This is a genomic window from Thiomicrospira microaerophila (assembly GCF_000934765.1).
In the GTDB taxonomy this organism is placed as follows: domain Bacteria; phylum Pseudomonadota; class Gammaproteobacteria; order Thiomicrospirales; family Thiomicrospiraceae; genus Thiomicrospira; species Thiomicrospira microaerophila.
Map to the genome: position 1 here is coordinate 204,419 of NZ_JYNN01000001.1, position 23,047 is coordinate 227,465.

The following is a 23,047-nucleotide window of genomic DNA, read 5'->3' on the forward strand; positions in this document are numbered from 1 at the left end:
AATGAACTTATTTAACAACCTAAGCATCAAATCACGCTTAAGCTTAAACGTGTTATTAAGCTTAACCTTTGTTGGCATGGCGGTATTAAGTGGCTGGTTAGCTACTCAACACGCCGCTGACCAGGCTCAGCAACTCACAAACCAACAGCAAACCACAACCCAGCAAGTGGCCGAATTTCACAAACAATTTATTACTACCCTGCAACAATCCAACAACTATATTTTGACCAATGAACCTACCGAGGGCGAACGCTTTAATCTATTAATTGACCAACAGATTGAATACCTGCAAACCTTGCTGATAGGCTTTGGTGCGACACTCGATCGCAATGAAGCGGGGCACTCTATTCTTAGCGAACAACCCCAAGGCGAACACGCCTCATTGATTAACACACTTATTAGTATCGACAGTGATCTAAGAATGCTTAAAAGCGCAACCAATGCCAATGTATTTATGACAAACCGCATTAATCATTTACTCGAGTTTGGTATTAAACGCAGCGTGAATAATTTGCAATCGGCCCTAACAGAACTTGAAAGCTTTACGATTGACAAGCCTGACATTGAAGCGCCACTCAACCAACTTAGACAACGCCTTGCCTCATCGCAATTAAGCGTTGCCAATATGATTGCACTTAAAGATATTAGCCTCAAAGCCGAATTTGATGAACAAGGCTTGGGCTTTAGCGCAATGCCACTTATTGCGCAGATTAACCAAGCCTTTCAAGGCGACTTCTTTAATCAGCAACTCGCGCAAAACTTAGAGCGTAGTTACGGGGATTATTTTGATTCGTTTGGTGATATCCGCGATACCCTAAATACCATGACACAAAACAATGCCAGCCTCGCCGCCATATCTGAACGCAGCAATATGACATTACTGGGATTAATGTCAAATCTGCAAAACCAAACGATTGAATCCCTCATTACCCTAGAGAAACAAAGTAATAAAACGGCTGAGCTACTGCTTTTAATCGGCATAGTAGGCCTTATCATACTACTCATTTCCAACTTACTAATTAGCCACTCTATCGTTAATCCACTAAAAAACATGCAACAACAACTGTTAGATGTGGCCAACAACGCAGACTTTAAAAACTGGCAGATACTGCAAGGAAAGCATGAGCTCGCGGATATGAGCCGCGCCCAATTTGCACTCCTAGCATCGGTTTCTCACGCCTTCAATGAAATTGATCAGGTAAGTCAAGCACTGGCTCAAGGTAATACCCAACAAAGGATGTCGTCTGACTATACCGGTGATCTCGCCCACCTAAGCGAATCCTTTAACCAGAGTTTGGAGTCAGTAGAAACCACATTCAATGAAATCGAACAAGTAAGCCATGCACTTGAACAAGGGGATTTATCAATTGAAATAAACACAGATGCTCACCAAGGTCAATTCCACAACGTATTACAAGCGATGAGCAATGCGATTGGCGTTCAAAAAACCGCGATTAACGATATTCGACGTGTCACCCACTCGATGCGCGCCGGACAGTTTAGTCAGCGTGTCGACATTGAAATGCCAGGCGAACTACACAATCTCAAACGCTACTTAAACGAATCGCTTGAGCGGCTTGAAGACGCCATTAACAATAAAGCCGAATCACTGCTTGCCTTTAGTCAAGGTGACTTTTCGCACCAATCCAGCCATCAATTTGAAGGCAAACTTCAAGAGCTCAATGGCCACATGAGCAATATGGCTCAAAGCATTAGTCATATGCTCGAAGACGTTAAACACGCTACCGATCATGCGGTACATGGGATGAAAGAAATCAGCTCTGGCAACCAAGACCTCAACCAGCGGGTTCAAAAACAAGCTATAGCGGTTCAAAGTACCAGCGCCAATATGTCGGTGATGATGGGCTCGATTCGCGATACACTCAACGAGTCGCAACAAGTCAGCCAGACCACGGATCAGGTCCAACTGGATTCGGCATCCGGTTTAGTGATTGTTGAACAAATGGTCGTGGCGATGCAAGGTATTCAATCCGCTAGCAAACAAATCGCCGACATTACCGGGCTGATTGACAGCATTGCCTTTCAGACCAACCTGCTCGCGCTCAACGCCGCCGTTGAAGCTGCCCGCGCAGGTGAAGCGGGACGCGGTTTTGCTGTGGTCGCTGCCGAGGTGCGCAGCTTGGCGCAACGCTCCGCCGAAGCGGCACACCAAATTCGCGGTGTCATCAAAACCACCATGACCAGCATTGATCAAGGGATGACACTCAGCCAACAAACCCAAGCGGTATTTGAACAAAACACCACCTCGATAGAGCGTGTGGCCAAAATGATTATCAAAATGAACCGAAGCTTAGAACAACAAAGTTTAGGCATTCATGAAGTGACAAACGCCCTCAACGACATCGACCAATCGACCCAACAAAATGCCGCCTTGGTTGAGCAAATTGCCACCACCTCCTCCAATATCATCGAAGAAGTTTTAGGACTGGAACACAAGGTGAGTGGCTTTAAATTGCGTGATAAATCGGTCATGCGTGCGGCATGACAGGCTGGCTCGCTGGTAGGTCATGCGACTAGGATTCGATAAAATGCCCGTTGCGAGGCGGGAAGCGACGCTAAATATGCGGGTTAGATGCATTTGCCCTACGTTTTCAAGCTAAAATTTGGCAAAACGACCGTTTGCGGTTACCATGTGCTTTTTTTTAAACTTAGTAGAAAGGAAATCCCATGGCAAAACGTGCCTCTGCTCGTCATCTTTTAGTTGAAACCGAAGCTCAGTGTTTAGAATTGAAGCAACAAATTGAAAAGGGGGCTGACTTCGCTGAAATCGCTAAGGCGCATTCATCCTGCCCCTCATCGGCTCAAGGTGGTGAATTAGGTGAATTTGGACCAGGCATGATGGTGCCTGAATTTGATAAGGTTGTATTTAGCGCACCGGTCAATACGGTTCAAGGCCCTGTTCAAACGCAATTTGGTTACCACCTGCTTGAAGTCACCTCTCGCACCGAATAATCTTAACCCAACATGTACGCCTGCCCACTTTGCCAACAACCGCTGATGCGTGTCGCTAAACAGTGGGTATGTGAAAATCGCCATAGCTTTGATATCGCCAAAGAAGGTTATGTCAATTTATTGCCTGTACAAAACAAACGCTCAATCGATCCAGGCGACAATCTGACGATGATGCAGGCCAGGCGTGCATTTTTAAATCAAGGCTTTTACCAGCCATTGGTGCAAAGCATTTCCAGCTTACTCCAAACGCATCTGTCTGATAATGCCTCGCTTTTAGATTTAGGTTGTGGTGAAGGTTATTACACCCAAGCTCTCGCACAACAGCTTAACACTACTGGTCAACACCAATTTTGGGGCGTTGATATTTCTAAAACCGCGATACGTTATGCGGCTAAACGCGAACCTTCGATTGCATTCACTGTCGCTAGCGCTTATCAATTACCCTTTTTTAACGCTAGTTTCGATGCAGTGATTCGGATTTATGCCCCCTCTGACGACAACGAACTGCGCCGTGTAATAAAACCCAATGGCTTGCTACTCACGGTACAACCCGCTGCTTATCATCTGTTTGAATTAAAACAAGCCATCTATCCAGCACCCAAACGGCACACAGAAGATGCCAAAGTGCTTGAAGGTTTTGAACTTGTATCACAACAAACCCTAGATTACCCAATGCATTTTACTCGCCCTGAGGATCTGTTAAACCTAGTGAATATGACCCCTTTTGGTTGGAAATGCGACCAACAGAGAAAACAACAAATAGGTCAAACTATTGATTTAGTCCAAGCTGATTTTTTAATTCAACTCCAAAAAAAATTACCACAATAGTTTCATCAATAACCCGGCCGGGTTGTTAGAGAAGTGCTTTAAAATCTGTTAGCATAGTCGTATATTTTATTTTGGCTGATTAAACTCGATGACTACTGCATTATTGCTTGCGCAAAAAATTTTCCCTAACCGTGATCCAGACCAGTTACCCTCCACACTGTTAGAAGCCTGCCGCCTTGCAATGGAGGCGGATGCTTTGCCAAATCGCCGTGTTATTTCAAGCCTTGAAGCGATTAATGCGCTACTGCCCTTAAATCTGGATGATAACACCCTGACGGCGACACTGATTAGCGACTTAAACCTGGAGCCCATTTATCCGATTGAAAAACTAGAAGCCCAATTTGGAGGCAATATCGCTAAATTGGTAGAAGGCATTCGTAAACTCAATAATTTTAAAGAGTTTGACCCTAACACCCATTCCGATCAAATTCAAACGGAACGTTTGCGTCAAATGCTACTCGCCATGACCTCCGACATTCGTATTATGGTGGTCAAACTAGGCTATCGTGTGGCGCGTTTGCGCCATTTAAAATTTGAAGACGACAACACTCGGCGCCAAATTGCTGAAGAAACCCAGCTCATTTTCGCTCCCCTAGCAAATCGCTTGGGTATGGCACAGCTAAAATGGGAACTTGAAGACTTATCTTTTCGATTTCTTCACCCAGAGACCTATAAATCCATCGCTACACAGCTGGCGGATAAGCGTACCGAACGTGAAGCCTACATTCGCTCCTTCACCGCACAACTGCAGTCCATTTTAATTGATGAAGGTATCGCAGCTGAAGTAACTGGACGACCAAAACATATCTATAGCATCTGGAAAAAAATGTCGAAGAAGAAACTTGGCATAGATGAGCTATATGATTTACGTGCAGTGCGGGTGTATGTCAAGCATATTAGCGAATGTTATCGGGTACTCAGCCTTGTCCATAGTCAATGGAATTTTATTCGCTCCGAATACGATGACTATGTAACTACACCAAAAGAAAATGGCTATCAATCGATTCATACCGTGGTAATAGGCCCACAGGGCAAAACCGTAGAGATTCAAATACGTACCTATGAAATGCATGAGCATGCTGAACACGGTATAGCGGCCCACTGGAAATACAAGGAAGGCGGTAAGGGCTATGATGCCAACCTTGAAAACAGCATTAGCAATATGCGACAACTCCTTGAAAACAGAACAGATTCAGACGTTTTCAATGAAATAAGTACCGAACTACAAAGCCAAAATATTTTTGTCTTAACACCCAAAAATCAAATCATTACCCTACCCCAGGGCAGTACCGCTTTGGACTTTGCTTATGCTATTCACTCTGACTTAGGTCACAGCTGCCGCGGTGCTAAACTGAATGGTCGGATCATCCCACTGACCAAGGCGTTAGATACAGGAGATCGCGTTGAAATATTGGCGATCAAACAAGGCGAGCCCAACCGTAACTGGCTCAATCCCAACTTAGGTTACTTAAAAACAAGCCGTGCGCGAACGCGCATCCGTCACTGGTTTAATAAGCGTGATCGCCACCTCAATATTGAATCGGGCGAACAACTTTATCAGCGCGAAACCAAGCGTCTTCATGTGCAAGATATGAAAGCAAAAGACATTGCGAAGTATTTCTTTTTTGACGATGAAAAAGATTTATTTGAAGCGCTAGGTAAAGGTCAGCTGAATGAGCGCCAACTGATTAGTGCCCTACAAAAACGCTTGCAACCGCGTGCTAATAAACCCACCCTTAAATCCAATTACGCCGAGAATCTAGCGACGCTTGCAGATGATCAAGCCTATGTCGTGGGTGCGCCCCAACTTAAAACACATCTCGCACCCTGCTGTCTTCCTAAGCCAGGTGATCAAGTTGTTGGCTTTGTCACCCGTGGACGGGGCATTACGGTTCATACATCAGACTGTGCCAACATTCTAAACCTCAGCAATCCAGACCGTCAACGGCTGATTGAGGTCAACTGGGGACAAGCCAGTGAGGTACAGGATGAGATCTATGTGATGACGATGCATATTCTCGCGTTTGATCGCAAAGGACTATTGCGCGATATTATGAGCAAACTCACTGATTTAGATGTAAACTTAGTACGCTCTAACACAGCAACCCAAAAACAAGATAGAACGGTCGAAATGCAGCTTGATTTAGAAGTATCATCACAGACCGATTTAAGCGCCCTACTCGATCAAATAGAGGCCTTACCCAATGTAGAAGAGGTAAGCCTAGAACAAGCTGAGGAACATTCATGAGGTCGGTCAAACTAAGTATCTTGCGCGGCATCCGCGCCATTAAATACAGCCAATGGTTAAATAAACGCTTTCCTGGTTTAAAAAACAAAGACCTGTGGCGTGGCGATCGTAATACCTTTGCTAAAGCGGGATTTGTCGGCGCTTTTTGCGCCTTTATTCCAGTTCCTCTCCAAATGCCCTTAGCGGCGATTATGGCCTATTATGCCAAAGCCAACATTCCCTTTTCAGTGGCACTGGCCTGGATTACTAATCCGGTCACCATGTGGCCGATCTGGACGTTTGGCTATCTAGTCGGTGCCAAAATTTTAGGCATGCCAACACTGCGCAACATTGAAGTCACCGAGGGTTTAGGGGTCTGGGGCTGGATGACTGAAGTATTTCCACAAATTTGGATTCCTTTGTGGTTTGGTAATATTTTTATGGGCACATTGGTTGGTCTAGGACTTTATTTAGTCATCCGTTTTATACCGATTCCCCACTTCAATAAAAAAACAATGAAAAAATCACTCTCAAACAGCATTGAAAAATAATCTCACCCTAAGCACCAACATGCTCAGGCTAAGAGCTAGCGCGTTTGCAGCCGATTGGCTTTAGTCCGACAGGCTCTTAGAATAAGATTTTTTAACTTAATGATACAAAAGGCAACCCAGGCATGAGCCAACATTTATCCCTTGTTGATTTTAAACCCATTGAACTCAAAGCTAGCCGCTCCCATTGGGGGCCACTTAATCTAAGTGAGCAAGCACTCGCGATAGTGCAACAAGCGATAACCGCACCCGGCCTGGTGGTGCTGGTGTGCCGGGATATGGCGCAAGCCAATGAAATGATGGAGCTGACGCAATTTTTTGCGCCGGACACGCTCACGCTATTGCCGTTTCCTGAATGGGAAACCCTGCCCTATGATCGTTTTTCACCCCACCAAGACATTATTTCTGAACGCTTAAAAACGCTTTATCAATTGCCGCAGACCCATAAAGGGCTGTTGATTATTCCGGTAGCCAGTCTGCTGCAAAAAATCGCGCCTGCTCAGTTTATTCAGCAACATACCCTATTACTTCAAGTCGGTCAACGTATTGATAGCGCCAAGTTTGCCAGTCAACTCGAATCGGCGGGTTATCAACGGGTCAGCCAAGTGATGGAGCATGGTGAGTTTGCGATTCGCGGCGCACTGATTGATTTGTTCCCGATGGGCAGCCGCCAGCCGCTGCGCATTGATTTGTTTGATGACGAAATCGACACGCTGCGCCAGTTTGATGTCGACAGCCAGCGTACTACCGGGCAAATCGAACAGGTTGAGCTGCTGCCCGCGAAAGAATACGACTTTACCGAAACCGGCATTGCTCAATTCCGCCAAGCGTTCCGCGAGCAGTTTGCGGGCGATGGACGTAGCAGCGCACTCTACAAACAAGTCAGCGACGGCGAAAATGTCGGCGGATTAGAGTATTATCTGCCGCTGTTTCATGCGCAAACCGCTACCCTATTTGATTATCTACCCGCCGATGCGTTGTTTTTTGACACGGCGGATTTAGAAAACGCGATCGAGCACAATTGGCAAGACTTTAACGAGCGCTATGAGATTGGGCGCTATAATCCAGATTATCCGCTCTTAGCGCCCAATCAATTAATTCTAAGCGCCCCCGAATGCCTTGGACACCTTAAAGCCTTCCACCGCATAAGTCTGCACAGTGCTAGCGAAGGCAAGCGTTTTAATGCACGATTTGATAGCCAAACCCTACCCGATTTACGCGTTGATTCACATTCTGATTATCCCTTGGCCAAACTCACTGCATTTATTGATCGTTATGCGGGTCAACTGGCCTTCTGTGCAGAAAGCTTAGGACGACGTGAAACCCTGCTGAACCTGCTGAACAAGCAGCGTATTCAACCTAAGGTATTTGAATCCTGGGCAGAGCTTGCAGAACACCGTGCTGAATGCACCGCACAACAACCAGGCCTGGTTGTCGGGCCGTTGCAGGAATCCATCCATACACGCGATTTTACACTGATTGCCGAGGCGGCTTTACTCGGTCAAACTGTGGTGCAAAAACGTCGCCGCCGCACCAAGCACCATGAGTTTGATCAGGCGATTAGTAATCTGGTTGAGCTCGAAATCGGCAGTCCTATCGTGCATATTGACCATGGTGTTGGCCGCTATTTAGGTTTGGAAAAACTGGCTTTGGATGGCGATGAACGCGAGTTTTTAATGATTAGTTATGCCGGTGGCGACAAGCTGTATGTGCCCGTGACCTCATTACACCTAATCAGCCGCTACACCGGTGCCAGCCCAGAAACCGCGCCGCTGCACAAACTCGGTACCGATAAATGGGATAAGGCTAAACGCAAGGCGGCTGAAAAAGTACGCGATGTCGCCGCTGAACTGCTCGACATTTATGCGCAACGCGAAGCCAAACAAGGCTACAGCTATCAACTAGCGGATGAGGCCTACGCACAATTTTGTGGCGGTTTTCCGTTTGAAGAAACCGATGACCAAATACAGACGATTGCCGCTGTGGTCGCGGATATGCAATCGAAAAAACCGATGGATCGTTTGGTCTGCGGTGATGTTGGTTTTGGTAAAACCGAGGTCGCGATGCGTGCGGCGTTTGTGGCGGCTTACGATGGCAAACAGGTCGGCATTCTCGTTCCCACCACCCTGCTCGCCCAACAGCATTTTGAAAATTTTAAAGATCGATTTGCTGACTGGCCGATTCGCATTGACGTGTTATCACGCTTCCAAACCGCCAAACAACAAAGCCAAGTGCTCGAAGCCCTGGCGGATAACAAAGTGGACATTATTATCGGCACCCATAAGCTGATTCAAAAAGATGTGGTGTTTAGCAATCTAGGGCTATTGATTATTGATGAAGAGCATCGATTTGGTGTACGCCAAAAGGAGCAACTCAAAAAACTGCGTGCACAGGTCGATGTATTAACGATGACCGCCACGCCGATTCCTCGCACCTTGAATATGGCCATGAACGATATTCGTGATTTATCGATTATCGCCACCCCGCCGGCAAAACGCCTGTCAGTACAAACCTTTGTTCAGCCCTGGCAGGAAGACACCGTGCGTGAAGCCTGCTTGCGTGAATTACGCCGTGGTGGGCAGGTGTATTTACTGTTCAATCAGGTAGATAAAATCGAACACATGGCTGAAGAAATCCAAGCGCTAATTCCCGATGCGCGTGTCGGTGTGGCGCACGGTCAAATGCATGAACGTGAGCTGGAAAAAATCATGCAGGATTTTTATCATAGACGCTTCAACATTCTGGTCTGCACCACCATTATCGAAACCGGCATTGATGTGCCTACCGCCAATACGATTATTATTCATCGTGCGGACAAATTCGGGCTGGCTCAGTTGCATCAACTAAGAGGTCGCGTGGGGCGTTCGCATCACAAAGCCTATGCCTATCTACTCACCGGTGACAAAGCGAGTATCACCGAAGATGCCCAAAAACGCCTAACGGCGATCGCCAAGCACGACACACTGGGCGCAGGCTTTATGTTGGCCAGCCATGACCTAGAAATTCGTGGCGCAGGTGAATTATTAGGCGAAGGCCAATCAGGTCAAATCCACGAAATTGGCTTTGGCTTATACAGCGAGCTGCTCGAACGTGCGGTCAATGCACTTCGCTCCGGTAAACAGCCTGAATTGAATGCGGACTTGAGTGGCGGTTGTGAGGTGGATTTGGGCTTTGCCTCACTGATTCCTGAGGATTATTTGCCCGATATTCATAGCCGGCTGGTGTTTTACAAACGGATCGCCAGCGCACAAGATGAAACGCAACTGCATGAGCTGGAAGTCGAGATGATTGATCGCTTTGGTTTGTTACCCGAGCAGGTCAAAAACCTGTTTGCCGTGACACGTGTAAAACTGCTTGCGGCGCCGATTGGAATTAAAAAACTCGATGCGGGTGACACAGAAGTTCGGATTCAATTTAATAGCCAGCCGAATATCAACCCAGTAAAACTGATACAGTTGATTCAAACACATCCAAAGCGTTATCAGCTAAAAGGTCAAACAGAGCTGAAAGTTTTCGATACAATGCCTGATATCAAAACCCGCGTCAGCACCTTGGCGTTTGTGCTTAACAATCTATCAGTGGATCAATAACCAGCCATAAAAAGCGTAACGAGTTCATACTATGAAAAAACTAATTTTAAGTCTATTTATAATGCTGTTATTCCAACCAGGCCTGGTTGGCGCTAACCCGCAAACTGAACCCAAAATTCAGGTTGAGATTATTATATTTCAGTCCTTAGCACTGCGTGGTTGGACGGAGGAGTACTGGCCTGACCTGGATGGCATAATTTCAACAGCCGATAGTCGTCGCATCGCGGGACTGGATGGTTATGCACAACGGCTAGACCCTGACCAAAGAACCCTACTGGAAGAAGCCGGCAAAATGACGACCGATCGCGGATATGACATTTTAGCGCATCTGGCCTGGCAGCAACCGCTACGCTCAAACCAACTTGCCATGCCTGTTTTAATTGACCCTAGCCTACAATTAAGACGTGCTAACGTCAGTCGCCTACTTGGTAAAATTAGAATCTACCAAGAACGGTTTATTCATGCCGATGTTCAAATGGAATTAGATCGCCAGATTCCAACCAGAATCCGAGAAAACTTCGCTAACCACCAACAAATTCCAATCGAATGGTTGCCTGAGAGCTGGCGTTTTAAGATCGAAGAATCACGCCGCGTTCGCTACGGTCAAATTCATTATCTTGACCACCCTATTTTTGGTGTCTTGATAAAAATTGACCGTGTTGCAAATTAGCGCCGTATGATTTTGGAGACGTGATAACGAACTAACCTTTACCCTCTGGTAAAACGAGGTTTAGTTCTAAAATTTCAAAACCATTTTCCTCATCCAAAGAAATTTTAAGATTATCTTCTTCAATTTCAACATACTTGGCGATCACAGCTAAAATTTCTTCGCGCATTTTAGGTAAATAATCCGGTGCTTTTGCATGAGAGCGCTCGTGCGCAAGCAAAATTTGCAACCGATCCTTGGCCTTGTTCGCAGAACTTTTTCTACGCTGGCCGAGCAAATAATCTAACAACGCCATCGTTTACTTCCCAAACCATTTTTTAAACAAGCTCTTATGCTCAACCGATAAAAACCGTTGTGGCTTATCTTCACCCAAGAAACGATCTACAATATCCTTGTAAGCCTCAGACGCACTCACACCTTCGGTTAAAATAACAGGCAGGCCTGAGTTAGATGCCTGCAACACATCCTCTGATTCAGGTACCACACCTAGCAGTTTAATATTAAGTAACTCAACCACATCTTCCATCGCTAACATCTCACCCGCTTGTACGCGATTCGGATTATAACGGGTGAGCACTAGATGCTCTACAATCGGATCATCACCTTCAATCGCACGCTTTGATTTAGCTTGCAAAATACCTAGAATGCGGTCCGAGTCACGTACTGATGATACTTCAGGGTTAGTTACAACGACCGCTTCATCGGCATAAAAAAGTGCAAGCTGGGCGCCCTTCTCAATCCCCGCGGGTGAATCACAAATCACATAATCAAAGCCATCCGCACGCAAATCCTCGATCACCTTGCCCACACCTTCTTGGGTTAGCGCATCTTTATCACGGGTTTGTGATGCGGCAAGAATGAATAAATTATCGACCCGCTTATCTTTAATCAACGCTTGTTTAATACTGGCCTCGCCCTGAACCACATTAACAAAGTCATAGACAACACGGCGCTCACAGCCCATAATCAAATCCAAGTTACGCAAACCAACGTCAAAGTCAATCACTGCAACTTTAAAGCCTTTTTGCGCTAAACCGGCTGCAAAGCTGGCGCTTGTAGTGGTCTTACCCACCCCCCCTTTACCTGATGTTACTACGATAACACGTGCCACATGTGCTCCTTTAGAAAACGTAAATTTTCAGAAAATTAAGATAAGAATTATAATAAATTAAATACTAAACGATCTTGCTGTAAGCAAATTTCAACCCAACCCTGCTTATATTCAGGCTTAATATCTTCAGCCATTTGATATAAGCCAGCAATGCAAACCATTTCGGCATCTAATTGCTGAACGAAAATACGCGCTTGTCGATTCCCATTACTGCCTGCAAATATTTTACCCTTGGCTTTACCATAAACATGAATATGACCATCCGCGACTACTTCAGCACCGGGGTTAATCGCGGCTGTAACGATCAAATCTCGCCCTTTGGCGTAAACTTGCTGTCCAGAACGTACAGCTGTTTTTACCATTAAAGCGCCTTGATCTGGCGTATCAGCAGAAGCCGCTGAACTGGCAGCGCGTGACTTATCTGCCTGATCTGCTTTATCTACTTTTTCCGCTGACACCTTCACAGGCTCAAATACCGCTAGCCCGGCATACTCGGCCTGCTCAATAAGCTGAGGATCAGCCGTGCGCACGCCAACAGGCATCATATTTTGTTGGTGCAACAACTCCACTAGTTGCGCTAAAAACATCGGCGCGAGTGGCGATACTTCCGGTTCAATAACGATGGGTAAGGCCTTAAAAAAATCAGGGGCTTGAGCCACCTTGTTTGTTAACACCGCTTTTACTTTCGCAAAGTCATCGCTAAACACTTTTAATACGGATAACGATAACACCGACCCCTTCAGGGCAATCACTTCGCTCATTCTATGTCCCGTTTAAAAAATAAGCATTATTTTAGCATGTCAGGCCAAAAAGACTGAAAAAACCCGCATACTTGTTGATCATAATTGGCAATATTTACAAATCTATGTCCACCGCCTTGTGAAGTGTAGGTTTGGACATCGGCCAAATAGTCCAAGGCGAGTTGCGCATCCAGCACTTCATCGTCTAGCTGTTGCAACAATAATAAGCGTGACTTCAAGTTAGCGGACAGGGTTTCCACCCGATAGGGTGCTAAGCGCTTGAAGTGTTCGGCTTGCCAGCTAAAGGCTTCCGACGCATCTAGGGGTGAGGGAATGGATTGTTTACAACCTTGATGCCAAGGAGGAATGGCAGGATTAATTAATACAGCAGGAAGTTGAAACCGTTCGGCAAAATAGATCGCTAAATAACCGCCCAGTGAGGAACCGATTAAACCTATTTGATAGTAAGGAGAAAGCAGGCCTAAGGTTTGGTTTAGCGTATCCACCGATAACCTTGAATCTTTCGCTAGGCTAGGCGCTAACACACGATGCTTACCAAATAGTTGCTGGTAGTGTCGTGCCTTAGTGCTCAAGCCTGTGGAGCCATAACCATGAATATAGACAATCAGTACAGGCTTGTGCAAACCCGACACTGAGAACGTCTTGGATAGAAATGCGCGAGTCGCCAAAGCGCTGTTTATTAAACCGATTACATATCCATCTCGGCTTTAATCTGCTCGACCCACTCATTGACACGCGCCTCTGTCAACTCTGGCTGCTGGTCTTCATCTATAGCTAAACCGACAAAAAACTCACCATCCTCTGTCGCCGCTTTCGATTCATCATACTCATAACCGGCGGTAGGCCAGTAACCGGCTGGTGTGCCACCATTTTCTAACACCACGTCATGCATCATCCCCACAGCATCAATAAAATACTCAGCATAATCGGCTTGGTCGCCTAACCCAAAACAAGCCACTGTTTTGCCGGTGAAATCAATCGATGAAAAATCTTCCCAAAAATCATCCCAACTCGATTGACGCTCGCCATAATACCAAGTAGGCTGACCTAGGATAATTTTTTGATATTGATCAAAATCGGATTTTTTGGCACCTGCAATATCGTGTACATCGACACGGTCTGCGCCTAATTTTTGTTTAATCAAGTCAGCAACCCGCTCGGTGTTGCCCGTATCCGTACCATAAAACAAGCCGATCTTTTCCATAAGCCATCCTTAATAAATAAATTTTACGTTTTCTGATCAGGTTTAACTGTATCAGATTTAAAAAAGTGCGACAATACTATCACATTTTTATCTATTATCTTATTCAGCTATTTTATCAACACCTATGAAAAAAATTGATTGCTTTCGCTGCCAGTACTTTTATGTCACCTGGGAACAGGCCAACCCGCGTGGTTGTAAAGCCTTTGGTTTCAAGACTTGGCAAATGCCCAGTCAAGTGGTTGAAGAATCCTCAGGCCAACCCTGCATGCAATTTCGTCCCAAGCCTATGCCCGAAAATAACAATAACAAAAAAGGCTGGATCGCTTAACCCGGCGAGTTAAAGTCTAGCTATTGTTAAGCAGCCGAAATAAGGCGCGCCAATTGAACAAGGGGCCAGGATCCGTTTTCCGCCCCGGCGCGATATCACTGTGACCCACAATATGTTTTTCATCCAAAGTTGGATAGGCGTTCAACAACGCCTTGAGAGCCAATGCCAAAGCTTGGTATTGGCTGGCGGTATAACAAATCGCATCGCCCCCTTCCAGCTCAATCCCAATCGAAAAGTCATTACAAGCTGAGCGTCCTTGATAACGCGAAACCCCCGCATGCCAAGCTCGTTGGTCAAAATTAACAAATTGGATGATCTGACCATCGCGGCGAATAAATAAATGCGCCGATACCCGCAAGTTGGCAATTTCGGCATAATAAGGGTGCGCATCAGAATTCAATTGATTGGTAAAAAGCTGCACCACTCCTTCGCCGCCAAACTGATTAGGCGGTAAACTCATGCCATGAATCACAATTAAATCGATAATCTGACCAGATCGTGCGTCACAGTTTGGGCTTTCTACCCATTGCGCTTCAACTAAACGCCCTGATTCAATGTGATAGCGCATAAGTTTTTCCTTCATTTTAGGTGTATCAGCTATAATAAGATTTTATAACATAACACATAACTAAGACACTTTTTATGAGCCTATACTTTACCGATTTAGACCAAAATGTCCGCCAAGCGCTAGCGGAAGACCTAGGCACGGGTGACATCACCGCCAACCTTATTCCAGCAGGCAAGCAAGCCCAAGCACGTGTCATAGTGCGTGAAGAAGCTATTATTTGTGGTCTAGCTTGGTTTAATCAAGTTTTCAAACAGGTTGATCCTTCGGTGACGATTAACTGGCACTGTGAAGATGGCATGCGGGTTAAACCGAATGACCTGCTTTGCGAAATCAAGGGATCGGCGAGAGCCATTTTAACTGCAGAACGCACGGCCCTTAACTTCCTACAAACCCTTAGCGCCACCGCTACCATCACCGCGAGCTATGTGGCGGCGTTAGTTGATAGCGATGGCGATAGCAATGGCGTTGGCCATTCCAAGACCCAATTGCTCGACACGCGCAAAACCTTGCCAGGCCTGCGACTTGCTCAAAAATATGCCGTCAAATGTGGCGGCGGGCGCAATCATCGATTTGGGTTATATGATGCGATTTTAATCAAAGAAAACCATATTATGGCTTGCGGTGGCCTATTCCAAGCGGTGCAAACGGCGAAACAACAGCAACCTGAGGTATTGGTCGAGGTCGAAACCGAAAACCTTGATGAAGTTCAACAGGCACTCGATGCCAAAGCCGACATTATTATGCTGGATAACTTTTCGATTGAGATGATCGAGCAAGCGGTAAAACTTAATAACAACCAAGCCAAGCTTGAAGTATCGGGTAACATCGAAATCGAACAGCTTGCGCGCCTAGCGGCCACCGGTGTGGACTATATTTCGACTGGCGCCATCACCAAACATATTCGCGCGATTGATTTATCCATGCGCTTTCACTTTATCTAGGATGGCTAGATGCACAGCGTAATGCAAGAAAACATTTTATTATCCGTAGTACTATTGCTAGGTATGGCTGTAATGACGGTGTCGATTGCGCGTCGTTTGCACTTTCCGCCGATTTTAAGCTATATCCTTGTTGGGGTTATTGTGGGCCCTGGAGGCTTTAGCCTGATTCAAGATGAAAGCAATATACGTTTTCTGGCTGAATTTGGCATCGTATTCCTGCTATTTACCATTGGGCTAGAGTTCTCCATCGCGCAAATGCGCGCGATGCGTAATATTGTGTTTGGCTTGGGGACCTTGCAGGTTGTTGTAACTGGCGCGCTCGCCTATCTGTTTGGCTGGTTACTCGGTTTCGATAACCATACCAATATCGTGATTGCCAGCGTGGTGGTAATGTCATCCACCGCCATCGCGATTAAACAACTGAGTGAACAGGGTGAGATCCAATCACGCCATGCACGCAATGCCATCGGTATATCGATATTCCAGGACATCTCCTCGATTCCATTACTGATTCTATTTTCCGCATTGGCCTTTAGCCAAGCTGAAAGCTCGCTCGGTGAAGCCCTCGGCATCTCTTTTTTAAAAGGCGTGTTTGTTGTTATTCTAATGCTGGTAGTCGGGCGTTACTTATTGCGCCCTCTTTTCCACGAAGTCGCCTCAGCCAAGTCCACCGAACTGTTTATGCTCACGGTTTTATTAGTGGCTCTGGGCGCCGCCACCTTGACTGAACAGATTGGCTTATCTCTAACACTAGGGGCTTTTTTGGCGGGTATGATGTTGGGTGAAACTCAATTCCGCCATCAAATCGAATCCGACATTCGCCCTTTCCAAGATATTTTGCTTGGTTTGTTCTTTATCACCGTCGGCATGATGATTGCCCCGTTGCTCATCTGGCACAACCTCGGTGTGATACTGTTGGCGACGATTGGGATTATTTTGCTCAAGGCGCTGGTGGTCTATGGCTTAATGCGTCTGTTTTTCTCTACCAGCAGTGGTGTCGCCATTCGAACGGCGGTGACCTTGGCACAGGTCGGTGAGTTTGGTTTAGTCTTGATTGCGTTAGGCTTTTCTTATCAGCTGCTCGATAATGATATCGGTCAAATCCTGCTTTCCGCCTCGGTACTCAGTATGATGCTGGCGCCGTTTTTAGTCAAATTTAATGGTCGCATTGCCAATGCGCTTAGCTTTGATTATGTCAAAGAAAAGCGCGACATGGAAACCCATATTGAACAAGACAATGAATATTTAAAAGACCATGTTATTGTCTGCGGTTTCGGACGTGTTGGGCAGATTACCACACGTTTTTTACGCAAAGCAAATCAAGCCTATATCGCGCTTGATCTCGATGCAACCCGCTTAAAAGAAGCCCAACTTGCCGGTGAAAACGTCTATTATGGCGATGCGGCGAAACCGGATATTTTGCAGGCAGCGAAAATTGAAAAAGCCAAGGTCATTATTATCACTCACCCTGATCATCACTTGGCGCTTAAAACCCTGCGTTCGGTGCGCAGCCTTGATGCTAATATCCCGGTTTTGGTGCGCACACCTGATGATGCCCATGTCGATGAACTGATGGCGGCTGGGGCGACGGAGGTGATACCTGACTATTTTGAATCCAGCATCATGCTCGCCTCACATCTACTATTGATGCTCGGGCATCCACCGAGTCAGGTATTGCGTGAAACCCGTCAGGCGCGCGCGGATCGCTATACTCTTTTAGCAAACTTTTACCCTGGTGAAAGCGATTTACGCACCGGCTCGCCAATGGTTCAAGGTGGCGTTATCCATGCGGTGAAGCTTGATGAAACCGCTTATGCTGTTGGCAAACGTTTACATGAGCTACCCTTTGATGAGCATGGCATTCATATTGATGCAGTAAAACGTGGCTCTGTTCGTGGCGAAAACCCGGATGACCGCACCCGATTGCGCCCAGATGACACACTGATTATTTCTGGTCTGCCTGAAGAGGTTGAAGTGATGGATAGAATTTTAAAAACAGGAAAATAAATGAGCGAAACCGCCAAAACACAACCAGGCCTGGTTGTTGAACTAACCAATCTCAATAATAAAGTGATGGATTTAGAAATAAAACTGAGCTATCAAGATGAAGCCTTGCAGGCGATGGAACACACCATCGCTGCGCAGCATCAATCAATTCAGGGCTTAGAGCGTAAACTGACGCTCCTTGCCGAGTATCTTAAAAGCTTAAAGGAGGACCCGATTAAACCTTTAAGCGAAGAAGTCCCGCCACCGCATTATTAGCAGATAACCTTTGCTCATATGCTTATACCTCTCGCCCAAAAAATCATGCGTCATTGCAAGGCCGAAGGCCGTGGCAATCTCTTGCCGACTGCGTACGCCCTTGAGAGACTCAGGCTTCGCGCTGACTTCGTTGGCCGCGTCGCTGCGCTCCTCGCAATGACGGTAATTTTCTATCCTTAATCGCAGTGACGCATAGCGTGGGAGCGAGAAAAGAAGTGAGCTTAGATTAGAATCTTAGTGGGTGGGCTCAGCATTTTCAACAGGCGATTTTGCTGGCGTTTGTAATGCCGGATCTTTCGCCATTTCAGTCGGCAATAAGAAGAAAATACCGCGCTGACCTTTTCTAAACTGAATACCCGCTTCACGTCCCTTATCACTAACGAAGGTCTTAAACCCGCGCTTTTCTAGCAAACCTTGCTCAACCAAACGTGCTTGCAAGTCTTGAGAATGAATCCCCATCTCGCGTGCCAATTTCGCCAGCGTTAGGCGCTGCAACCTGGCCTCTGGCTGATAAGATGACTCAGTCCCGGGCTTGACTTCAACTTTAGTGGGATCATAGTCTAAGTTTAAACCGTACTTTTCAACATAGTCGATGATTAAGGGTTGGTGCGCCTCAACCAATGGCGCGACTTGTTTTACAAGCTGCGAATGGGGCACGCCCTCTGGTGAACCAAAACCAAATAGACGCTTAATCGACGCCATCAAACCACCTTGGTCACTCGGCTTGTCCGCTTCAAGACGTTTTTTAACTTCATCTGAACGTACAATCATGTCATAACCCGTATCGGGTTTGATTAATTTTGCACGGTAATCGACAACAATAAAATGCTGAAATGCCGGCATCTTGCCCAGCATTGTTTCCAGCTTTGGCTTTAAATTTAGTTTATTTTTTTCTGCATTATCTAGCGGTGAGTTAATAGAATAAAAACTACGCTTAAAGCGATTCCAATAGGCAAATTGACCGTCTTCGCCCACCTTAAGTCCATTGGTAAAGTTCTTTGTTTCAAACAATGTCACACGTCCATCACACCCAATAACAAGATGATCGAGTTGCGATGCCTGCTCACCCTGCCCCAAACGTAAGTCATGCATAATAACGACATCATCACGACCTGCATATAAATTCTCAATAAACTCAGAGGCATTAAACTTACCCCTATCGCCACCCCGTACACGCTTTAAATCCACCAAAGCTTTACGCTTAATATCTTCTTGCTCTACAGTAAGTTGGTCTAATATCCATTCTAGTTGTTTAATTTCTTCAACACGCGGTTCAAACTTTTTAAGTACCGTCATTTTATTCCTTTTAATATTTCAAATAAAACCCGCATCAACGCGGGCTATAACACGTCGCTAACACGCTAGCTTAATCGTGTACTCATGTAACCATCAAAATGCGCGATCACACCGCGATACATTTGGGGTAACTCAGCGACGACCGAATCTTTAACACAAGGTCGCGCCAATAAGGTTTGCTGCCAAGCCTGCATCACAGGCAGACCATCCAACAAGTCCAAATCACAGTGGCTTTTCAACAAGTCAAAACGCATTAACATCGGCGCATAGGCCGCATCAATCAAACAAAAATCTTCGCCATTAAAAAACGTCTTACCCGAATGAACCGACTCTAATCGTGTCAGCAGCTCTTGTATAGCGCCAATCATTTTCTCGCAGGTTGCTTGGTCTTTTTCATGGATGATGCCGTGTAAACCCTGCATCCCCATTAATTCACCACCAAATGCAATCCACGCACGGTTTTTAGCTTTAGTCAGTGGATCAACCGGATGTAATGAAGGCGGTGTAATCTCATCCACATACTCTTGTATTACAGAGGACTCAAACAACACCTCAGTGTCATTCACTTTTAAAACAGGCACCTTGCCTAACGGCGAAATGGCTTTAAACCAAGCCGGCGGGTTTTGCAAATCTATATAGGTAATCTTAAAGTCCACTTTTTTGTGTTTCAGCGTAATAATCGCACGCTGTACATAAGGACAAAGTTTAAAACTAATTAACTCAAGTTGTGGTATCGTCGCTGACATCCTTGCTCCTTAAATTTTATTCGCTTGTATGAGCTGCTTAAATTTTTCATATAAACTGTCCTGATTTTCAACATGCTCAGGATCCTTAATAATCACATCTAACGGGCAAACACTAATACAAGTAGGGTTATCATAATAGCCAACACACTCGGTGCACAAGTCTGGATTGATCTCATACACCTTTTCGCCCATATAAATCGCCTGATTTGGGCACTCAGGTTCACACATATCACAGTTAATACAACCGGATAAAATCTTTAATGCCATGTTAGCCTACCGACTTAGCGGCCGCATCACGCTTGGTATCGCCACCCCAAGCTTCATTGCGCATTAACAAACCAAACTTTAACACATCTGGGCTTAAACCTCTAAAGGGATTCGGAATACGCGCAATCCAACCCGACCCCAGCGCCGCCTCAATCGGACGATCATATTTATCTTGCATTTGCGCTAACACCATCGTCATATTGCCCACTGGGGTCATAATCTCGACCGAATCGCCGACACAAAATTTATTTTTGACATCAATTTCAAGGTAATCATCGGTAACATCAATCACCTCACCCACAAAACGCTGGCTATCAGACTTGGACACACCATAATCATAGTTTTGATATTCAGAATGAACATGGCGACGCAAGAAGCCTTCGGTATAGCCACGGCTCGCCAAACCGTCAAGCTGTAACAACAAATCCGAATCAAACGGTTTGCCTTCAGCGGCATCATCAATCGCTTTGCGATAGACCTGCGCGGTACGCGCGACATAGTAATGCGACTTGGTACGCCCTTCAATTTTTAATGAATGCACCCCGATTTTCACCAGGTCTGGAATCAACTCCACCGCACGCAAATCTTTGGAGTTCATGATATACGTACCATGCTCATCTTCATAAGCAGGCATCAACTCACCTGGCCTGCCCTGCTCTTCTAGTAACCATATGCGATCCGTAGTGTCACCTTCGCCCAGCGTGGGTGCTGTTAGGGGTGCTGTGACTGGCGGATTAACCGGCGCGGATTGCGCAGGAGCCGGACGCCCGGTTGTGCCCGTTAAGTCGGTAATGCGTTCAATGCCAACCACTTCACCCGCTACATTTTCTTTACCTTCATAGGTATTGTAGTTCCAGCGACAAGCATTGGTGCAGGTCCCCTGATTGGCATCGCGCTTATTAATGTAGCCAGATAACAAACAACGTCCTGAATAGGCGATACATAAGGCACCATGGACAAAGACTTCCAGCTCCATCTCCGGAACCTGCTCACGGATTTCAGCAATCTCCTGCAAAGACAACTCGCGGGATAATACCACACGTGTAATCCCCATTTGATACCAAAACTTCACGGTTGCCCAGTTTACCGCATTGGATTGCACCGATAAATGAATTTCTTGCTGAGGAAAGGCTTCACGCACCATCATAATCAAACCCGGGTCTGACATAATCAGCGCATCTGGCTTCATATTCACTACCGGCTCAATGTCCTTCAAAAAGGTTTTCAGCTTCGAGTTATGCGCGGCGATATTAGTCACCACATAGAATTTCTTGCCTAACTCATGCGCGCGCGCAATGCCCTTAGCGAGATTGTCGTGATCAAACTCATTGTTACGCACACGTAAGCTGTATCGCGGCTGACCGGCATACACCGCATCAGCCCCATAAGCAAAGGCATATTCCATGTTTTTCATTGTACCGGCGGGCGAAAGAAGTTCGGGTTTAAAGGTCATGTCGAGGTGTCCAAAATTAATCTTAAATAATAACCGAGTTATTTTATAGGAAATTACACAATTTGTCCTGCCATATATTTGTTTTTTCAGCCAAATTGAGGCGGGCATTGGCCGGACTGGTAGAGGGTAATTCAATAAGTTGAATCGCTTTGAACTCTGCTTGCTGGGTAGGATGCGGGGTAGAATAGATATGCTTTTTGAACAACTCAAATGCCTTGGCACCATTAAATCCAATCGCACGACACTCTGGATGCGCTTTAATCAGATCAACTAAATTATTAACTCTACAGCTATCAGGTTTTATCGCACTATCTAAACTACCAGCACGTTGGCAGCTAGCCAACACATCCCATAACCCAACATAACAATGCGACAATTGTGCATAGCGTTGTTCAAAATCCTCCGACCAGGCCTGGTTACACAACTGCGCCATAATCGGCCAAAAACTATTGCGTGGATGGGCATAATAAGCCTGTTGTTGGAGCGAGGCCGCACCCGGCATCGAACCCAAAATCAAAACCCGCATTTCAGCGGGTTCAATCGGTGCAAAACCTTGGCAAATCATAACCCGGCCTGGTTAGCCCCTAGCTTTGCAATTGCTGCCTTTAAATTACTAGCGATTTGCATTAATAAACTCAACCACCGCTTCAGGGCTATCGACAAACAGAGTATCAACGATAGATAGGTTATCCAACTTCATTAAAGTCACTTTGTCTTCCTGCTTAGGTAAGCCTTGGGTTAATTCACCATCACGATCCAGTGCAAGATTAAACTCGTACTTACGCATCGCCGGCATCGCAAACATGCGAGTAATCAAGGCTGGCATTTTTGAAATGTCAGCAATATACAGCCCTTGATGCGCAGCAAAATCTTTTATCCCAGATTCATCTATTGCCTGCTTGGTCATTTTAGCCCCCTTGTTATGATGACTAAAAATAATCCACTTCACCTCTGAGTTCAATTCAATAACGCTACCATGCTGGTCTTCAAAACTGACAGGCTGCAGGGTTTGTGCCTGTGCCACAGTAAATGCCAACAACAACCCAAAACCAACAAACCACTTTTTCAATAAAATCATGCTATACCCCCATAAAAAAATGAAGTATCGCATAAATAGCTGAGATTGTTAAGGATAAAAAAGAGATGAATTAAGAAAACAAAAGCGCCAAAAGGCGCTTTTTTAATGAGGGTTTAATAGGGCCAGCCCGGGTTTGTCATAAATTCGCGTGATAATCGCGCAGTACATTGGTTTCCCAGTTTTTTTCGAAGGAGTGCTG

General features: G+C 45.8%; 23 protein-coding genes. 11 read left to right on the forward strand and 12 right to left on the reverse strand.

Annotated elements, in window-relative coordinates; translation table 11 throughout:
* Window position 1 precedes the first annotated feature (1 nt).
* The 7 genes from NA59_RS00830 (at window position 2) to NA59_RS00860 (ending at window position 10,836) form a co-directional block, all read left to right on the forward strand.
* The gene (locus NA59_RS00830; RefSeq protein ID WP_044406431.1) at window positions 2-2,506 is read left to right on the forward strand and encodes a methyl-accepting chemotaxis protein; all 2,505 of its coding nucleotides are present in this window, start codon (window positions 2-4) and stop codon (window positions 2,504-2,506) included.
* A 182-nt stretch (window positions 2,507-2,688) separates the two neighbouring features.
* On the forward strand, window positions 2,689-2,973 hold the full coding sequence (locus tag NA59_RS00835; protein WP_044406433.1) for a peptidylprolyl isomerase: 285 nt from the start codon (window positions 2,689-2,691) through the stop codon (window positions 2,971-2,973).
* Between the two features lie 12 nt (window positions 2,974-2,985).
* On the forward strand, window positions 2,986-3,801 hold the full coding sequence (gene rlmA, locus NA59_RS00840; protein WP_044406434.1) for a 23S rRNA (guanine(745)-N(1))-methyltransferase: 816 nt from the start codon (window positions 2,986-2,988) through the stop codon (window positions 3,799-3,801).
* Window positions 3,802-3,889: 88 nt separating this feature from the next.
* On the forward strand, window positions 3,890-6,049 hold the full coding sequence (locus NA59_RS00845; RefSeq protein WP_044406435.1) for a RelA/SpoT family protein: 2,160 nt from the start codon (window positions 3,890-3,892) through the stop codon (window positions 6,047-6,049).
* Complete coding sequence (locus NA59_RS00850) at window positions 6,046-6,579, forward strand: DUF2062 domain-containing protein (RefSeq protein WP_044406438.1); 534 nt, start codon at window positions 6,046-6,048, stop codon at window positions 6,577-6,579. Before NA59_RS00845 ends, NA59_RS00850 begins: the two co-directional genes overlap by 4 nt.
* A gap of 122 nt (window positions 6,580-6,701) precedes the next feature.
* Window positions 6,702-10,166: a transcription-repair coupling factor gene (gene mfd, locus NA59_RS00855; RefSeq protein WP_044406440.1), complete on the forward strand. Its 3,465-nt coding sequence runs from the start codon at window positions 6,702-6,704 to the stop codon at window positions 10,164-10,166.
* Between the two features lie 31 nt (window positions 10,167-10,197).
* Window positions 10,198-10,836, forward strand: a complete 639-nt coding sequence (locus tag NA59_RS00860) for a CsiV family protein (protein ID WP_052501360.1) — start codon at window positions 10,198-10,200, stop codon at window positions 10,834-10,836.
* A 31-nt stretch (window positions 10,837-10,867) separates the two neighbouring features.
* Here NA59_RS00860 and minE read toward each other — a convergent pair whose 3' ends face one another.
* The 5 genes from minE to NA59_RS00885 are packed head-to-tail and all read right to left on the reverse strand — an operon-like array spanning window position 10,868 to window position 13,909.
* Window positions 10,868-11,128 carry a cell division topological specificity factor MinE gene (minE, locus tag NA59_RS00865; protein ID WP_044406443.1) on the reverse strand — a complete coding sequence of 87 codons (261 nt, stop codon included), beginning with the start codon at window positions 11,126-11,128 and terminating at the stop codon, window positions 10,868-10,870.
* A gap of 3 nt (window positions 11,129-11,131) precedes the next feature.
* Window positions 11,132-11,944 carry a septum site-determining protein MinD gene (gene minD, locus NA59_RS00870; RefSeq protein ID WP_044406445.1) on the reverse strand — a complete coding sequence of 271 codons (813 nt, stop codon included), beginning with the start codon at window positions 11,942-11,944 and terminating at the stop codon, window positions 11,132-11,134.
* A gap of 47 nt (window positions 11,945-11,991) precedes the next feature.
* Window positions 11,992-12,705 (reverse strand): septum site-determining protein MinC, encoded by a 714-nt coding sequence (gene minC / locus NA59_RS00875; protein WP_044406447.1) that lies wholly within the window; start codon window positions 12,703-12,705, stop codon window positions 11,992-11,994.
* A gap of 26 nt (window positions 12,706-12,731) precedes the next feature.
* Entirely contained in the window at window positions 12,732-13,337 is a 606-nt protein-coding gene (locus tag NA59_RS00880) for a YqiA/YcfP family alpha/beta fold hydrolase (protein ID WP_052501361.1), read from the reverse strand.
* Window positions 13,338-13,393: 56 nt separating this feature from the next.
* A complete protein-coding gene (locus tag NA59_RS00885) occupies window positions 13,394-13,909 on the reverse strand; it encodes a flavodoxin (RefSeq protein WP_044406449.1) in 516 nt (171 codons plus the stop codon).
* 124 nt (window positions 13,910-14,033) lie between these two features.
* On the opposite strand from NA59_RS00885, the gene NA59_RS00890 reads away from it, so the two are divergent.
* Window positions 14,034-14,237 (forward strand): hypothetical protein, encoded by a 204-nt coding sequence (locus NA59_RS00890; RefSeq protein WP_044406451.1) that lies wholly within the window; start codon window positions 14,034-14,036, stop codon window positions 14,235-14,237.
* Window positions 14,238-14,253: 16 nt separating this feature from the next.
* On the opposite strand, the gene ampD is transcribed toward NA59_RS00890, so the two are convergent.
* On the reverse strand, window positions 14,254-14,805 hold the full coding sequence (ampD, locus tag NA59_RS00895) for a 1,6-anhydro-N-acetylmuramyl-L-alanine amidase AmpD (RefSeq protein ID WP_096777565.1): 552 nt from the start codon (window positions 14,803-14,805) through the stop codon (window positions 14,254-14,256).
* Between the two features lie 74 nt (window positions 14,806-14,879).
* Here ampD and nadC point away from each other — a divergent pair, with 74 nt between their 5' ends.
* The 3 genes from nadC to NA59_RS00910 are packed head-to-tail and all read left to right on the forward strand — an operon-like array spanning window position 14,880 to window position 18,008.
* Entirely contained in the window at window positions 14,880-15,746 is an 867-nt protein-coding gene (gene nadC / locus NA59_RS00900; protein ID WP_044406453.1) for a carboxylating nicotinate-nucleotide diphosphorylase, read from the forward strand.
* A gap of 9 nt (window positions 15,747-15,755) precedes the next feature.
* Window positions 15,756-17,753, forward strand: a complete 1,998-nt coding sequence (locus NA59_RS00905) for a monovalent cation:proton antiporter family protein (RefSeq protein ID WP_232504003.1) — start codon at window positions 15,756-15,758, stop codon at window positions 17,751-17,753.
* Entirely contained in the window at window positions 17,754-18,008 is a 255-nt protein-coding gene (locus NA59_RS00910) for a SlyX family protein (RefSeq protein WP_052501362.1), read from the forward strand. It begins immediately after the preceding gene.
* A gap of 234 nt (window positions 18,009-18,242) precedes the next feature.
* Here NA59_RS00910 and NA59_RS00915 read toward each other — a convergent pair whose 3' ends face one another.
* From NA59_RS00915 to NA59_RS00940, 6 genes are all read right to left on the reverse strand, one after another.
* The gene (locus NA59_RS00915) at window positions 18,243-19,304 is read right to left on the reverse strand and encodes a nuclease-related domain-containing protein (RefSeq protein WP_044406461.1); all 1,062 of its coding nucleotides are present in this window, start codon (window positions 19,302-19,304) and stop codon (window positions 18,243-18,245) included.
* A 65-nt stretch (window positions 19,305-19,369) separates the two neighbouring features.
* A complete protein-coding gene (locus tag NA59_RS00920; RefSeq protein ID WP_052501363.1) occupies window positions 19,370-20,050 on the reverse strand; it encodes a glutathione S-transferase family protein in 681 nt (226 codons plus the stop codon).
* A 9-nt stretch (window positions 20,051-20,059) separates the two neighbouring features.
* The gene (locus tag NA59_RS00925; RefSeq protein WP_044406463.1) at window positions 20,060-20,317 is read right to left on the reverse strand and encodes a YfhL family 4Fe-4S dicluster ferredoxin; all 258 of its coding nucleotides are present in this window, start codon (window positions 20,315-20,317) and stop codon (window positions 20,060-20,062) included.
* 1 nt (window position 20,318) lies between these two features.
* Window positions 20,319-21,770 (reverse strand): prephenate-dependent tRNA uridine(34) hydroxylase TrhP, encoded by a 1,452-nt coding sequence (gene trhP / locus NA59_RS00930; protein ID WP_044406466.1) that lies wholly within the window; start codon window positions 21,768-21,770, stop codon window positions 20,319-20,321.
* A 43-nt stretch (window positions 21,771-21,813) separates the two neighbouring features.
* On the reverse strand, window positions 21,814-22,335 hold the full coding sequence (locus NA59_RS00935; RefSeq protein WP_044406469.1) for a DNA-deoxyinosine glycosylase: 522 nt from the start codon (window positions 22,333-22,335) through the stop codon (window positions 21,814-21,816).
* A 48-nt stretch (window positions 22,336-22,383) separates the two neighbouring features.
* Entirely contained in the window at window positions 22,384-22,848 is a 465-nt protein-coding gene (locus NA59_RS00940; RefSeq protein WP_044406471.1) for a hypothetical protein, read from the reverse strand.
* Between the last annotated feature and the right edge of the window lie 199 nt (window positions 22,849-23,047).